Here is a 15905-nt window from a genome sequence, read left to right on the forward strand (position 1 = left end):
GGGACGAGCTAATATGATAAAGAAATTGCTAATTGCAAACAGAGGAGAAATAGCTGTCCGAATTATTCGTGCATGTAAAGAGATGGGTATTGAAACAGTGGCAGTATACTCAGAAGCTGATCAAGAGGCATTACATGTTCAATTAGCGGATGAAGCATATTGTATTGGTCCCAATTCAAGTAAGGACAGTTATTTAAACTTCACGAATATAATAAGTATTGCTAATTTAAGAGATGTAGATGCCATCCATCCAGGATACGGATTTTTAGCAGAAAATGCTGACTTTGCCGAGATCTGTAAAGCATGTAATATTACTTTTGTAGGACCAACACCAGAAGCAATTCAAAAAATGGGAATTAAAGATGTCGCTCGTGATACAATGCGAAAAGCAAATGTACCGATTGTTCCCGGTTCTGATGGTATAATAGAAAGTGAAGAAGAAGCAATTCAAATTGCAAAATCCATCGGTTATCCAGTAATCATTAAAGCTACCGCTGGTGGTGGTGGAAAAGGTATACGAGTTGCAAGAACAGAAGAGGATTTAATTAAGGGGATTCGTATTACCCAGAAGGAAGCAGAAACAGCCTTTGGTAATCCAGGGGTTTATATCGAAAAATTCATAGAAGATTTCCGACATGTTGAAATCCAAGTCTTAGCCGATACCCATGGAAATGTTATTCATCTTGGGGAACGTGACTGTAGTATTCAGCGCAGATTACAAAAATTAATCGAAGAAACACCATCCCCTGCCCTAAATGAAGAAATTCGTGCTAAAATGGGAGAAGCAGCAGTAAAAGCTGCTAAGGCAGTAGACTATGTTGGTGCCGGAACAATTGAGTTTATTTTTGATCGAAAAACAAATGATTTCTACTTCATGGAAATGAACACAAGAATTCAAGTTGAGCACCCGGTAACAGAAATGGTAACCGGTATTGACCTGATTAAAGAGCAAATTAACATTGCCAACGGTGAGGAATTATCAGTAAAACAAGAGGATGTTACCTTTAATGGATGGGCAATTGAGTGTAGAATCAATGCAGAACAACCATTTAAGAATTTTATGCCTTCTCCCGGGAAAATTAATATGTACTTACCTCCCGGTGGGTTAGGAGTAAGAGTAGATTCTGCTGTATACCCTGGTTATGCTATACCACCATATTATGATTCTATGATTGCTAAGCTAATCACGTATGGTTCTACACGAGAGGAAGCAATTTCTCGTATGAAACGGGCACTAGATGAGTTTCTAGTGGAAGGAATCCATACAACCATTCCATTTCATCGCCTTATTATGGAGCATGAAGTATTTATTGATGGTGATTTCAATACAAACTTCCTAGAGGAACATCCGATTTTAGAATCAAGTGAAACTAAAACTAACAGCTAAGCATACCTCAATTTGAAAAGGAGTGAGAGGATGGCAGAACAGTCTTTAGTAAATATGAGTGAAAATACAGGACTTGGTAAGGTTGAAATAGCCCCAGAGGTTATTGAGGTAATCGCTGGAATTGCAGCATCAGAAGTTGATGGCCTTGCCAATATGCGCGGGAATTTTGCAACGGGAGTCGTTGAAAAATTTGGCAAGAAGTCCCATAGTAAAGGCGTTAAGGTAGAGCTTGCAGAAGATGGGATAGTCATTGACGTATATGTTGTCTTAGATTTTGGTGTATCGATCCCAGAAGTAGCGCAAAAAATTCAGTCGAATATCAGACAGACATTAAAAACGATGACATCATTAGATATCTCTGAAGTAAACGTACATGTAGTAGGATTACAAATGGAAAAGGATAGTTCAGACGAAGCACAATAACAATAAGAAAGGTCAAATGGTATAATCATACCTTTGACCTTTCTTTCTTTATTATGATGAAAAAGAATTCGTTAGTTTGTGGCGTCTGTCTCGTAATCATGTTATGATTTGAAGGAGATTATTAAAGGAGTAATGCATGATGAAACGTCACGAAGCAAGAGAAAAAGCATTTCAAATATTATTTCAATTAGATATGTTAGAAGAAGATATCGAAATTACCATACAAGAGAGATTAGATGAGGAGAAAAAGGATGATTTTCTGCAAATGCTTGTATTAGGTGTAGTGAAAGAAAAACAAGCAATCGATGAAATCATTTCAAGTCATTTAGAAAAATGGTCATTACAACGCCTTCCATCTGTTGAGAAAACAGTACTGCGAATTGCAACTTATGAACTAAAATATATGGAAGATATTCCTGAGAATGTATCGATTAATGAAGCAGTTAATTTAGCAAAAATGTACGGAGACGAGAAATCAGGTAAGTTTGTAAACGGCGTGTTATCTAAAATTATCAAGTAATAAAGGGGAAGATAATAATGGTAGCTGAGGTTATAAATGGTAAGGAATTGTCTATGCAACTAAAGTTAGATATGAAAAAAGAGGTGGAATATTTAAAGCAACAAAATATTCTGCCCCATTTAACAGTTGTTTTAGTTGGGAATAATCCAGCATCTAGATCTTATGTTAATGGAAAGAAGCGCGCTTCTGAGGAAGTAGGAATAAGCTCAGAGATAGTGGAACTCCCTGACACTGTAACAGAAAAAGAATTATTACAGACAATCGAACAGCTTAACAGTGACAACGGGGTACACGGAATCCTAGTTCAATTACCACTTCCAGATCATATTAATGTAGAACATATTATTGAATCCATTGATCCAAAAAAAGATGTGGATGGTTTTCATCCTTATAATATTGGAAAAATGATGACTGGACAAGACACTTTCTTGCCTTGCACGCCGTATGGGATTATCACGATGCTAAAGTCCAAAAATATTACAATAGAAGGGAAGCATGCTGTTGTAATTGGGAGAAGTAATATTGTAGGGAAACCAGTTGGACAATTATTACTCAACGAAAATGCAACGGTAACATATTGCCATTCTAAAACAAATAATTTAAAAGAGATAACGAATACAGCAGACATTCTTATTGTTGCCGTTGGTAGACCGAATGTCATTGACAAAGCGTATATAAAAGAAGGTGCTGTAGTGATAGATGTCGGTATTAATCGACTAGAGGATGGATCATTGACAGGCGATGTTGACTTTGAAAGTGCCTCTGAACAGGCTAACTATATAACACCAGTTCCCCGTGGTGTAGGTCCGATGACCATTACGATGTTATTACATAATACCATTAAAGCTGCAAAAGGTTTGGTAAAATGACAAATAAGTACTTAACAGTTACCGCTTTAACTAAATATATGAAACGAAAATTAGATATGGACCCCCATCTACGAGACGTTTGGCTCAAGGGGGAAATATCTAATTTTAAATTACACTCTAGAGGCCATATGTATTTAACCATCAAAGATGACCAGGCACGAATCAATGCGGTGATGTTTGCTGGAAACAATCGATTTCTTAAGTTTAAACCTGAAAATGGAATGAAGGTTTTAGTTCGTGGAGAAGTTAGTGTATTCGAAGCAACTGGACAATATCAGTTATATATTCAACAAATGGAGCCTGATGGTCTTGGATCCTTGTACTTAGCTTTTGAACAACTTAAGGAACGCTTACGAACAAAAGGTTACTTTGATGAACAGTATAAGAAGAAAATTCCTACCATTCCTCACCATATTGGTGTAATTACTTCTCCTACTGGTGCAGCTGTCCGCGATATTATCACAACAATTAAAAGACGGTATCCAGTCGCACAAGTGACCGTGTTACCAGTTTTAGTTCAAGGTGTTAATGCAGCATCCTCCATTACGAAAGCAATATATAAAGCGAATGATATGGGGGAATTTGATGTCATTATACTTGGAAGAGGTGGCGGATCTATAGAAGAATTGTGGAGTTTCAATGAGGAAAGTGTAGCTGAAGCTATTTTTCATTCTAAGATTCCCATTATATCTGCTGTTGGACATGAGACAGATGTTACCATTAGTGATTATGTAGCAGATTTACGAGCGCCAACTCCGACTGGTGCAGCTGAGCTTGCGGTTCCATCGCAATATGAATTACTAGACCGGATCACTAAAATGAAACAAACGTTAACTAGTTTAGTTACGATTTCCATTAAGCATCAGCAGAGTAAATTGAAGCAAATGGCAAATGCTTATGCATTTCGTTACCCTGAACAGCTAATAAGACAAAAGGAACAGGAGCTAGATAAGAATAGGGAACGAATGGACCGATCCTTCCAACTAGAAGTTAACAAAAAGATGGAGCGATTCACTAATTATAAGACGAGGCTTTCTACTCAACATCCAAAAAGACGAATAGAACAAGCGACAAAAGCATTAAGTCAATTGATAAAAAAAAATAATCAAGTGATGAATCAATATGTCGAAAAGCAGTCTATTCAGTTAACCCGATCAATGGATAAACTTAGTTTATTAAATCCACTAGAAATCATGAAACGCGGATTTGCGATTCCTTATACACCAACAGGTGATATTATTAAATCGAAATCACAAGTAAAACAGCATGATCGGATTAGTATCAATCTCCACGATGGTATAGTGGACTGTGAAGTTTTAGATGTAAAGGAGACTCATAATGGATAAATATAAAGATTTAACATTTGAAGAAGCGATGGAGAAATTAGAGGATATCATTGGGAAATTAGAAGAAGGCGATGTACCTTTAGAAAAGGCAATCTCATATTATCAGGATGGAATGATGCTATCTAAAATCTGTAGTGATAAATTAAATCATATCCAAGATAAAATGGTGCAAATTATGAATGACCAGGGAGAACTAGTTCCTTTTGATATACAGGAGGATGAAAAGTAGTGGGAACGTTATTAAAAAACTACATAGAGACGAACCAAAAAGTATTTCATGAAGAATTAACGAAACACGTACGTCAATTAGACATCCCTACGTCGTTAAAGAAGTCTATGCTTTATTCCTTGGAAGCAGGCGGTAAGAGGCTACGTCCGATTTTATTATTAGCAAGCTTTGAGGCGTATGCTTCAAATGTGGAAAAGACATATCGAACAGCATCAGCACTTGAAATGATTCATACGTATTCCTTAATACATGATGACTTACCAGCAATGGATGATGATGATTATAGACGAGGATTGCTCACGAACCATAAAGTGTTTGGTGAAGCAACTGCTATCCTAGCTGGGGACGCATTATTAACCTTTAGTTTTGAAATGATTACAAACGATGCATTGTTATCAAATTCCGAAAAAGTGTACCTTATTCAGCTGTTAGCTCAAGCAAGTGGACCAACCGGTATGGTTGCAGGTCAAATTCTAGATATGGAGGCTGAGAATCAAACGGTTACCATAGAAATGCTGGAGAAAATCCATGCGTTAAAAACAGGTGAGCTGTTAAGATTTGCCGTAACAGCCGGAGCTTATTTAGGAAATGCTACTAAGGAACAAATCAGCTATTTACAAGATTTTGCCCATTATTTAGGATTAATTTTCCAGGTTCAAGATGACATACTAGATGTTACCGGTGATGAACAAAAATTAGGGAAGGCTGTAGGTAGTGACGAATCCAACAATAAAAGTACATACCCGAAGTTATTAGGGTTAGACGGTGCTATCGAGATGAAGAAGCACTATATAGAGAAAGCAAAAGAATTATTAAAAAAAGCAAATGCGGATACATCTAGACTCGCAGATTTAACCGATTATTTCAGCGAGCGTGATCATTAAACTCCAACCAGTAAAGGATTTAAGTATATGAGCAAAATTAGACTTGATGTTCTCCTTGTAGAACGTAATTTAATCGATACAAGAGAAAAGGCTAAACGAGCTGTTATGGCTGGATTAGTATATTCTGAACAAGAAAGACTAGATAAACCAGGGATGAAGGTTGATCAGGACATCCCTTTAACCATCAAGGGTAAGTTAATACCGTATGTTGGTAGAGGTGGGCTGAAGCTGGAGAAGGCTTTGAAAGTGTTTTCTGTGGATGTTCATGATAAAATTATGATGGATATAGGATCATCAACTGGTGGATTTACAGATTGTGCATTACAGTCTGGGGCTAAGCTTTGTTATGCAATAGATGTAGGATATAATCAACTGGATTGGAAACTCCGGAACGATCCACGTGTAGAAGTGATGGAAAGAACGAATTTTAGATATGTAACAGAAGATATGTTAGGAAAAGGATTACCTAACTTTGCCACGATAGACGTATCATTTATTTCGTTAAAATTAATTCTACCTGTATTAAAGAAGCTGTTATTGCCAAATAGTGATATTGTCACGTTAATTAAGCCTCAATTTGAAGCTGGAAGAGAACAAGTTGGAAAAAAAGGCATTGTACGTGATAAAAAAGTACATGTGGAAGTGTTACAAACGATTCTGGCATTCGCTATGGAAGAGGGGTTTGAGCTTTACGGTTTAACATTTTCCCCTATAACGGGAGGAGATGGAAATGTTGAATTTTTAGCTCATCTAGGTTGGGATAAAGACGAACCTGGAAAATCCATCGAAGAACTGAATCCTGGAGTCGTAGTCGATGAAGCTCATTCAGAATTGAAATCAGCACAGAATACATGAGTAAATGGACTACAATCGTAGTCCTTTTTAATTAAATTGGGGGTGCAATATGAGTAAGATTCAAAGACATATAAAAATTAGAGAATTAATAACAGAGAATGATATCGACACGCAAGATGAGTTAGTAGACCGGTTAAAAAGCTTAGGCTATAACGTGACACAAGCAACGGTTTCAAGAGATATAAAAGAACTACACCTAGTAAAGGTTCCTACCACTGGTGGTAAATATAAATATAGCTTACCTGCAGACCAACGTTTTAATCCCCATGATAAATTAAAGCGACTTATCATGGATGCTTTCGTAAAAATCGATCATACGAGCCACTTTATCGTACTAAAGACTTTACCAGGTAATGCTCATGCAGTTGGTGTTCTAATTGATAATCTAGATTGGGAAGAAATCATGGGAACAATTTGTGGAGACGATACAATTCTTATTATTTGCCGCACGGAAGAAGATGCAGTTGAAATTAAAGACCGTTTTATCAATATGCTTTAAGCAAAATGGGGTGACCAGATGTTAACTGAATTATCGATACGTAACTTTGCGATTATTGACCAGATTACTTTAACATTTAAAGAAGGTCTAACCGTATTGTCTGGTGAAACAGGGGCAGGTAAGTCCATTATAATTGATGCGATTCAATTACTTGCAGGTGGACGAGCTTCTGTAGATTTTATTAGGCATGGAGAAGACAAAGCAGAAATAGAAGGGTTATTTTTAATCGAATCTACTTCACATCAAATTTATTTAGTCGGCAAACAATATGGGATAGAAATTAATGATGGGGAAGTCGTGTTGCAACGGGTAATCACGACTTCTGGTAAAAGTATTTGCCGTGTTAATGGAAAATTAGTTACACTCGCTATCTTAAAGGAATTTGGAAGAACACTAATTGATATTCATAGTCAGCATGAAACCCAATCTTTAATGGAACCAGAGAACCATATAGAATTATTGGATTTATATAACTGTGATGAGATTGAACAAGTTAAAGAAGAGTACACCGAATTATTTCAGCGACTTGAAACATTAAAAAGACGTTATAAAGAGCTAAATGAAAACGAGCAGGAGATGGCTCAACGATTAGATCTACTGGAGTTCCAATTAAATGAACTGGAAAAGGCAAATCTTGTCCCAGACGAAGATGTTCAATTAGAGAAAGAACGCAACCAGCTGGTTAATTATGAAAAAATTTATAAAGGTGTTCACGAGGCGTATAATGCATTATATGGTGAGCAAAAAGGACTTGAATGGTTAAGTGTTGCACAAAGGTCACTAGAGGAAATAAACCACTATGACGATGTAATTGCCAAAAAATCAGAGTCATTATCCAATCATTATTATATGATGGAAGATCTGACATACGAATTGAGTAATTTCTTAGAAACCTTAGAATACGATCCGGACCGTTTAAATGAAATTGAAGGAAGATTAGCTGAGATAAGTCGTTTAAAAAAGAAATATGGTACATCCGTTAGCGAAATGATTGAATATATGGGTTCTATCGAGGAAGAAATTGAGCAAATAAAAAATAAAGACTCCCACCTCCAGCGTTTAGCTAATGAAATAAACGAACTAGAGGAAGATGCGTTTATTGAGGCGCAGCAATTACATGCGATCCGAAAACAGGCGGCGAGCAATTTAATCCGAGAGGTACAGGAAGAATTAAAGGACTTATATTTAGAAAAAGCATCGTTCTCTGTTCAATTCATACCTGAGAATGTTGTAGAAAATGTCCCCCTTCATAAAAATGGTTTTGATCAAATTCGTTTTCTTATTTCAACGAATTTAGGTGAACCATTAAAAGAGATCTCCAAAGTCGCATCAGGCGGAGAACTTTCTAGAATTATGTTAGTATTGAAGAAATTGTTTGCTAAGCATCAAGGTGTGACTAGTGTCATTTTTGATGAGGTAGACACGGGAGTAAGTGGAAGAGTAGCACAAGCTATTGCGGAGAAAATATTCCAAATATCTAATGACTCTCAAGTGTTATGTATTACCCACTTACCACAAGTAGCAGCAATGGCAGATACACATTTATTTATTGAAAAAAACGAATTAGAGAATCGTACTGTCACGCAAGTTAGCGAACTAACGGAATTAGAACAAATCAATGAGTTAACGAGAATGATGACGGGTACAAAAGTGACAGAAACAGCGAAGGAGCATGCCAAAGAGCTACATAAATTAGCACAAGGGTTTAAAAGAGCTACAGTAAATAGTTAATATATATTAAAATGCTGTCCCTTATTAGATATAACGAAGGGACAGCGTTTTTTTATATCTGTGTGAAACATGATGTCTAGTCTCGATTCCCTGAATTTTCTTCATACAATATTTGTAAAGGAAAAGATAAGCAGGTTTTCTTATCTTTTCCCGGTTTAAAAATAGCTATTAAAGGTCAAATTAGAAGTACAGATATAAAAATATGGTATGGGTTTAGGAACAAGGAGAGTGGACATTTGTGAAGCACATAGACAAAATTCGAATCGTAACAGGATTTTTACTACTACTCACATTGCTAATTGTTCCTTTTACGCCCCCTATACAAAATTATTTTACCATTCCAAATAAGATTGTAACGTTTCAAAATCAATTCCCCTTAGAGGTTCCTAACCTAGGTAATGCTGTTCAAGTATACGCATCTACGGACAATAATTCAGAAGCGGTTAACGCGTCGAGTTTCCATGTTACTGAACCAGGCGATAGTCAATTATATTATTCCGTTGCTGGAGTACCAATTAAGAAAGTTGACGTTTCGATATTAAAGGACGTTAAAGTAATTCCAGGTGGACAATCAATTGGTGTACAGCTACAAACCCTTGGAGTATTGGTAGTTGGCCATCATCTTGTAAACGGTGAAAATGGTACGATGTCTCCTGGTGAAGAGGCAGAGATTAAAGTCGGTGATGTAATCATGGAAATAAATGGTCAAAAGATAGAGGAAATGAAGGACGTTAAACCAATTGTCGAAGAGTCCGGTAAAAGCTCCGAACCATTAAAAGTGAAGGTCAAACGTGGTAAGGAGACCTTTGATACGGAATTAAAGCCTGTATTGGATGAAAAGGAAAATGAATACCGGATTGGCTTATATATTCGTGATTCAGCCGCAGGTATAGGCACGATGACGTTCTTCGAGCCTAAATCGAAAAAATACGGTGCATTAGGACATGTTATCTCGGACATGGATACGAAGAAACCGATCGAAATTCATGACGGTACAATTGTTAGATCCACTGTGACCTCGATTCAAAAGGGGAATAACGGTACCCCTGGTGAAAAGCAAGCTAAGTTTTCAATCAGAGAAAATAAAATCGGTACTATTACGAAGAATAGTCCATTTGGTATCTTTGGTAAGTTAGATGAATCGATTGAGAATGGTAAGTATGATAAACCAATGCCAATTGCGTTATCACATGAAGTTAAAGAAGGACCGGCCAAAATATTAACGGTTATCGATGGGGAGAAGGTAGAGGAATTTGATGTGGAAATTGTTTCTAGTGTACCGCAAAAAACTCCTGCTACAAAAGGTATGGTTATACAAATTACCGACCCAAAATTATTAGAAGCAACTGGTGGTATTGTACAGGGGATGAGTGGTAGCCCGATTATTCAAAATGACAAAGTTATTGGAGCAGTAACACATGTTTTTGTCAATGATCCAACAAGTGGATATGGTGTTCATATTGAATGGATGCTCCAGGATGCTGGAGTGGATATCTATAATAAAGAGAAGAAACAAGCGAGTTAATATAGTGTGGAAAGAGAACCTGTGCATTGATGCATGGGTTCTTTTAATTTGATTTTAGGTTTTATTTTGTATGTAACCGGGAATATACGACTTGGAGGAATAGAATTAAATATTTTTCGACAAAAAATCGAATTAGCTGTCGGATAAAATCGAATCATAACGAAAATGAAAGCAAAATAAAGTAAATTAAAGAAAAGATAAAAAAACGCAAAGTTTTTTTAAAAAAAGAAGGATATTTTGAAGTTTTGTCGAATACATAGAGTGGACATTATGGAAATACCTTAAAGGAGGAGCATTTTGTGGATAAGATTTCAGTTTGTTTAGTAGATGACAACAGGGATTTAATCAATTTAATGGAAGAGTTTTTTGATGAACAACCAGATATTGAAGTGGTTGGCACAGCATACAACGGTAAAGATTGTCTAGCATTAGTTGAAGAAAAGAAACCTGATGTATTGGTGCTGGATATCATTATGCCTCATGTAGATGGGTTAGCCGTTCTAAATATGCTTAGAGAAAAAGGTAAGTCAAGTAATGATCCGTATGTTATTATGTTAACGGCTTTTGGACAAGAGGAGGTTATGAAAAAAGCTGTTGATTTAGGGGCATCTTATTTTATTTTAAAACCATTTGATTTAGAGAATCTTGCGGAACAGATTCGCCAAGTAAATGGACGAAGTGTTCTTTCTAACCGTTCAAACTTTGGTATGAAGAAGGAAAGAAAGAAGAAAGATTTAGAAGCAAGTATTACCAATATTATTCATGAAATAGGCGTACCTGCTCATATTAAAGGTTATATGTACTTACGAGAAGCCATTACCATGGTATATAATGATATTGAATTACTTGGCTCCATTACAAAAGTGTTATATCCAGATATCGCAAAGAAATTTAATACGACTTCATCACGTGTCGAACGTGCTATTCGACATGCAATCGAAGTCGCCTGGAGCCGTGGAAACATCGACTCTATATCCGCCTTATTTGGATACACGGTAAGTATTTCAAAAGCCAAACCAACAAATTCTGAATTTATCGCAATGGTGGCGGACCGTTTAAGGCTTGACCACAAGGCTTCTTAATGAATCGTTGGTATTAATGGGTTAATAGCAATTTTACATATATTGCTAAACAAGAGTAGTTACCGATAAATGCCTAGCAATTGATAAAAGATATCATTTTTTATTGGTTTGTAAAAAATCAATAAAGGATGGTGTCTTTTTTAATGTTATCAGATGAATTGGTTGATGTTTACACGTATGTGCAAGATAATTTTTAGGCTCTGTTTTTTTATACTGTCAAGCCATGGATCTACTTACCTAAGATTTCTTCATTTCTCTCCTAGATTTTTCCTAGCTAGGATAAATTTTGTTTACTAACTTCATCACTGTTATATCGAAAACTATTTCTTATCTAATTTTTTTCTACTTTCATAAAAACAGTAGTAAACGTTTACTAGATGCCCTTTGCCTTCTTTTCTGCTTGCTTCTTGCGGTCACGATAAATGATAAATCCTCCTAAAAATGCTAGTCCTGCAATAAATAGGAACAAACCAATCCCAAATTGGATCCAAGCGTGGAAAAAAATAGGGTGGAAATCATCAAATAATGTGTCTCGCATTAATTTAATCCCAATTGCTGCAATAATGCCAGGTATAAAAATAACTAATACTGCTAATAATCTGACCATTTTATCTCCTTTTCTTTCTCCCGATAGATAGATTCTACTTAGCCCATAGTATACCAAAATATAAAAAATAGATAAAATTTTAATTTGCCATTATGGAAAATGTACCGTATGATAGAGAAAAGCGCATAAAAAAATACCGAAATATATAGCTATATAACCTCAATATTTTTTAATATTTAAAAAATATTTTTTATTTGAATAATAAATAAAGCGCTTACATTTCCTATGAATAGGGATTTTGTATTATAATGTAAAAGTAGTGTTTTTAAAGTGTTAGTTTCAATGGCTTATTTAACGTCAAGAAAGCTTATTTATTAATAGCTTAAGCAGTTATAAATAGCAACGTTTTATAAATGAGGAGGAATAGAAATGGATATTTTTAAAGACATGGAAGTATATGATTACGAGCAATTGGTGTTTTGCCAAGATAAGAACTCTGGCTTAAAAGCAATAATTGCAATTCACGATACGACGTTAGGACCAGCTCTTGGCGGGACTAGAATGTGGACATATGCTTCAGAGGAAGATGCAATTGTTGATGCAATGCGTTTAGCGAAAGGTATGACATATAAAAACGCTGCTGCTGGATTAAACTTAGGTGGTGGAAAAACTGTCATCATTGGTGATCCTAGAAAAGATAAGAATCCAGAGATGTTTCGAGCGTTTGGAAGATATATTCAAGGTTTAAATGGCAGATACATAACTGCAGAAGATGTAGGAACTACGGTTGAGGATATGGATTTAATCCATATGGAAACAGACTTTGTTACCGGAATTTCACCTGAGTTCGGTTCATCTGGTGACCCATCTCCTGTAACAGCTTATGGCGTATATAAAGGAATGAAAGCTGCTGCTTTAGAAGCATATGGTGATGATTCTTTAGAGGGGAAAACAGTAGCTGTACAAGGAATCGGAAGTGTTGCTTTTACTTTATGTGAGTATTTACATAAAGAGGGTGCGAAATTAATTGTTACAGATATTAATAAAGCTGCAGCCCATCGCGCAGTAGAAGCATTTGGAGCGACAGCAGTAGATCCTGATGATATTTATGAAGTGGACTGTGACATTTATGCACCATGTGCATTAGGCGCAACGATTAATGATGATACTATTTCTCGCATAAAGGCAAAAGTTGTCGCTGGTTCTGCTAATAATCAATTAAAAAGTACCGAACATGGTGATATATTGTTTGAGAAGGGAATTGTATATGCACCAGATTATGTTATCAATGCTGGTGGGGTAATCAATGTTGCCGATGAGTTAAATGGCTATAATCAATCAAGAGCGATGAAAAAGGTAGAAGGAATTTACGACAGTTTATTAAAGGTGTTTGAAATCTCAAGAAGAGATAATATTCCTACTTACTTAGCTGCTGATAGAATGGCAGAAGAACGTATCGAATCGGTTAGAAAATCAAGAGGTCAATTTTTATTAAATGGGCTTCATACATTAAGTAGAAGAAAGTAAGGGGGCATATTAGTATGGCTGAGGAGTATGATTTAGTAGTACTTGGAGGCGGAACGGGTGGCTATGTAGCTGCTATCCGCGCCTCTCAGCTTGGCATGAAAGTTGCGGTTGTCGAAAAGGGTGAACTTGGTGGTACATGCCTACACAGAGGCTGTATTCCATCTAAGTCACTTTTACGAAGTGCTGAAGTGTATAAGCAAACGAAGAATGCTTTTGAGTTTGGTGTTCAAGCCAATAATGTAACGCTAGACTTTAATCGTGTTCAAGAGAGAAAAAACTCGATTATCAATACGCTACATAAAGGTGTTCAGGCATTAATGAAGAAAGGGAAAATTGATGTTTTTCATGGTTTTGGGAGAATATTGGGGCCAAGTATATTTTCTCCACTACCTGGTACGATTTCGATTGAATATGCAAATGGTGATGAAAACACGATGATCGTACCAAAATTTGTCTTAATTGCAACAGGATCCTCTCCTAGATCATTACCAGGTCTTGAGATAGACGGTTCTATGATTATGAGTTCAGATGAGGCATTACAAATGGAGAGCTTGCCTGAGTCTATCATCATTATCGGTGGTGGTGTAATCGGTATTGAGTGGGCGTCTATGTTAGCTGACTTTGGTGTAGCCGTAACGGTTATTGAATATACAGATCAAATTTTACCAACTGAGGATGCTGATGTTGCAAAAGAAGTAGAAAAACAACTGAAGCGTAAGGGGGTAACTTTTGTTAAGGGTGCAAAAGTACTACCTGAAACAGTTAAAAAGGATGCCAGTGTAACCATTGAAGCCGAAGTTGCTGGATCTAATCAAGTTTTTACAGCGGATAAACTCCTTGTATCTGTAGGACGCCAGGCAAATACAACTAATATTGGCTTAGAAAATACAGATATTGTAATGGAGAAAGGATTTATTCAAACATCACCATTTTATCAAACGAAAGAATCTCATATTTATGCAATTGGGGATGTAATTGGTGGTATGCAATTAGCCCATGTCGCATCTCATGAAGGGATTGTTGCAGTCGAACATATGGCAGGGAAGCAACCACATCGTTTAAACTATGATAATATCCCAGCTTGTATTTATTCTAGTCCTGAGGCTGCAAGTGTCGGATTAACAGAAAAACAAGCAAAAGAAAAGGGCTATGATATAAAAGTAGGAAAGTTCCCGTTTAAGGCAATTGGGAAGGCATTAGTATACGGTGAATCGGATGGCTTCGTCAAGATCATCATGAATAAAGAAAATGAGGACTTACTTGGCGTGCATATGGTCGGTCCACATGTAACAGATATGATCTCTGAGGCTGGTCTTGCTAAAGTATTGGATGCAACACCGTGGGAAATTGCCCAAACCGTACATCCACATCCAACCCTTTCTGAAGTTATGGGCGAGGCAGCGTTAGCGGTTGACGGTTTACAAATTCATGGATAATATTTATGTTTAATTAGTTAAGGGAGGGACTTAAAAAATGGCAAAAAATCGTCATGAAGAACTTGGGCTAACAAATGATCAAGTTTTAGAAATGTACAAAACAATGCTTCTTGCTAGGAAACTAGATGAGAGAATGTGGTTATTGAATCGTGCTGGGAAGATTCCTTTCGTTATTTCTTGCCAAGGTCAGGAGGCAGCACAGATTGGAGCTGCGTTTGCTTTAAATCGTCAAGAAGATTATATAGCACCTTATTATCGTGATCTAGGAGTTGTACTTGCTTTTGGTATGACAGCAAAAGAATTAATGTTGTCCGCCTTCGCCAAAGCAGAAGATCCAAACTCTGGTGGAAGACAGATGCCAAGTCACTTTGGTCAGAAGAAAAATCGAATTCTAACGGGTTCATCTCCTGTTACAACGCAATTGCCACATGCCGTTGGTGTTGCGCTTGCTGCAAGAATGGAAGAGAAGCAATTTGTTTCGTTTGTCACATTAGGTGAAGGTTCGTCTAACCAGGGAGATTTCCATGAAGGGTTGAACTTTGCAGGAGTTCATAAATTACCAGTAATTACAATGGTTGAAAATAATAAATATGCCATTTCCGTACCTGCGGAAAAACAACTAGGAAACCAAAAGGTATCGGACAGAGCCATTGGTTATGGTATGCCAGGCTACACTGTTGATGGAAACGATCCATTAGAAGTATATAAAGTAGTAAAAGAAGCTCGTGACCGTGCAATTAGTGGTGAAGGTCCAACACTGATTGAGGCAGTATCTTATCGATTGACTGCTCACTCAAGTGATGATGATGACCGTGCATATCGTGGTCGTGAAGAAGTAGAAGAAGCGAAAAAACTTGATTCTATATTCACATTTTCCCAGTATCTAAAAGATGTTGGTGTGTTAACGGACGAAGTAGAAAAAGATATGACAAATGAAATCAACTCAATTGTCAATGAAGCAACGGACTATGCTGAGAATGCTCCGTATGCTGCACCAGAAGATGCATTAAAATATGTTTACGAAGAAAAGTAGGGAGGGATAACC

16 protein-coding genes are annotated in these 15905 nt (G+C 36.7%); 15 read left to right on the plus strand and 1 reads right to left on the minus strand.

The window, feature by feature from the left end:
• Positions 1 to 13: 13 nt before the first annotated feature.
• The 12 genes from accC (at position 14) to spo0A (ending at position 11350) form a co-directional block, all read left to right on the plus strand.
• Complete coding sequence (gene accC / locus ACSKT4_RS10865) at positions 14 to 1387, plus strand: acetyl-CoA carboxylase biotin carboxylase subunit (RefSeq protein WP_186869878.1); 1374 nt, start codon at positions 14 to 16, stop codon at positions 1385 to 1387.
• Positions 1388 to 1417: 30 nt separating this feature from the next.
• Entirely contained in the window at positions 1418 to 1810 is a 393-nt protein-coding gene (locus ACSKT4_RS10870) for an Asp23/Gls24 family envelope stress response protein (RefSeq protein ID WP_186869877.1), read from the plus strand.
• Positions 1811 to 1949: 139 nt separating this feature from the next.
• Positions 1950 to 2330, plus strand: coding sequence for a transcription antitermination factor NusB (gene nusB, locus ACSKT4_RS10875; RefSeq protein WP_186869876.1), 381 nt, complete (start codon positions 1950 to 1952; stop codon positions 2328 to 2330).
• 17 nt (positions 2331 to 2347) lie between these two features.
• Positions 2348 to 3199, plus strand: coding sequence for a bifunctional methylenetetrahydrofolate dehydrogenase/methenyltetrahydrofolate cyclohydrolase FolD (gene folD, locus ACSKT4_RS10880; protein WP_186869875.1), 852 nt, complete (start codon positions 2348 to 2350; stop codon positions 3197 to 3199).
• Positions 3196 to 4545, plus strand: a complete 1350-nt coding sequence (gene xseA / locus ACSKT4_RS10885; RefSeq protein ID WP_186869874.1) for an exodeoxyribonuclease VII large subunit — start codon at positions 3196 to 3198, stop codon at positions 4543 to 4545. The genes folD and xseA overlap by 4 nt, the downstream gene beginning before the upstream one ends.
• Positions 4538 to 4774: an exodeoxyribonuclease VII small subunit gene (locus ACSKT4_RS10890; RefSeq protein ID WP_186869873.1), complete on the plus strand. Its 237-nt coding sequence runs from the start codon at positions 4538 to 4540 to the stop codon at positions 4772 to 4774. Before xseA ends, ACSKT4_RS10890 begins: the two co-directional genes overlap by 8 nt.
• The gene (locus ACSKT4_RS10895) at positions 4774 to 5658 is read left to right on the plus strand and encodes a farnesyl diphosphate synthase (protein ID WP_186869872.1); all 885 of its coding nucleotides are present in this window, start codon (positions 4774 to 4776) and stop codon (positions 5656 to 5658) included. Before ACSKT4_RS10890 ends, ACSKT4_RS10895 begins: the two co-directional genes overlap by 1 nt.
• Positions 5659 to 5685: 27 nt before the next feature.
• Positions 5686 to 6513 carry a TlyA family RNA methyltransferase gene (locus ACSKT4_RS10900; RefSeq protein ID WP_186869871.1) on the plus strand — a complete coding sequence of 276 codons (828 nt, stop codon included), beginning with the start codon at positions 5686 to 5688 and terminating at the stop codon, positions 6511 to 6513.
• Positions 6514 to 6562: 49 nt separating this feature from the next.
• On the plus strand, positions 6563 to 7012 hold the full coding sequence (gene ahrC / locus ACSKT4_RS10905) for a transcriptional regulator AhrC/ArgR (RefSeq protein WP_186869870.1): 450 nt from the start codon (positions 6563 to 6565) through the stop codon (positions 7010 to 7012).
• Positions 7013 to 7030: 18 nt separating this feature from the next.
• Positions 7031 to 8743 (plus strand): DNA repair protein RecN, encoded by a 1713-nt coding sequence (gene recN, locus ACSKT4_RS10910; RefSeq protein ID WP_186869869.1) that lies wholly within the window; start codon positions 7031 to 7033, stop codon positions 8741 to 8743.
• Between the two features lie 238 nt (positions 8744 to 8981).
• A complete protein-coding gene (gene spoIVB, locus ACSKT4_RS10915) occupies positions 8982 to 10268 on the plus strand; it encodes a SpoIVB peptidase (RefSeq protein ID WP_186869868.1) in 1287 nt (428 codons plus the stop codon).
• A gap of 299 nt (positions 10269 to 10567) precedes the next feature.
• On the plus strand, positions 10568 to 11350 hold the full coding sequence (gene spo0A / locus ACSKT4_RS10920; RefSeq protein WP_186869867.1) for a sporulation transcription factor Spo0A: 783 nt from the start codon (positions 10568 to 10570) through the stop codon (positions 11348 to 11350).
• A gap of 373 nt (positions 11351 to 11723) precedes the next feature.
• Here spo0A and ACSKT4_RS10925 read toward each other — a convergent pair whose 3' ends face one another.
• The gene (locus ACSKT4_RS10925) at positions 11724 to 11957 is read right to left on the minus strand and encodes a DUF2627 family protein (protein WP_186869866.1); all 234 of its coding nucleotides are present in this window, start codon (positions 11955 to 11957) and stop codon (positions 11724 to 11726) included.
• Positions 11958 to 12326: 369 nt separating this feature from the next.
• Between ACSKT4_RS10925 and ACSKT4_RS10930 the strand changes: the two genes are divergently transcribed.
• From ACSKT4_RS10930 to ACSKT4_RS10940, 3 genes are read left to right on the plus strand one after another with little or no spacing between them, the layout of a single operon-like run.
• Entirely contained in the window at positions 12327 to 13424 is a 1098-nt protein-coding gene (locus ACSKT4_RS10930) for a Glu/Leu/Phe/Val family dehydrogenase (protein ID WP_211741309.1), read from the plus strand.
• 14 nt (positions 13425 to 13438) lie between these two features.
• The gene (gene lpdA, locus ACSKT4_RS10935; protein ID WP_186869864.1) at positions 13439 to 14860 is read left to right on the plus strand and encodes a dihydrolipoyl dehydrogenase; all 1422 of its coding nucleotides are present in this window, start codon (positions 13439 to 13441) and stop codon (positions 14858 to 14860) included.
• A gap of 37 nt (positions 14861 to 14897) precedes the next feature.
• The gene (locus ACSKT4_RS10940) at positions 14898 to 15893 is read left to right on the plus strand and encodes a thiamine pyrophosphate-dependent dehydrogenase E1 component subunit alpha (RefSeq protein WP_186869863.1); all 996 of its coding nucleotides are present in this window, start codon (positions 14898 to 14900) and stop codon (positions 15891 to 15893) included.
• Positions 15894 to 15905: the final 12 nt, after the last annotated feature.

The organism is Ornithinibacillus liuyingii (genome assembly GCF_055550225.1).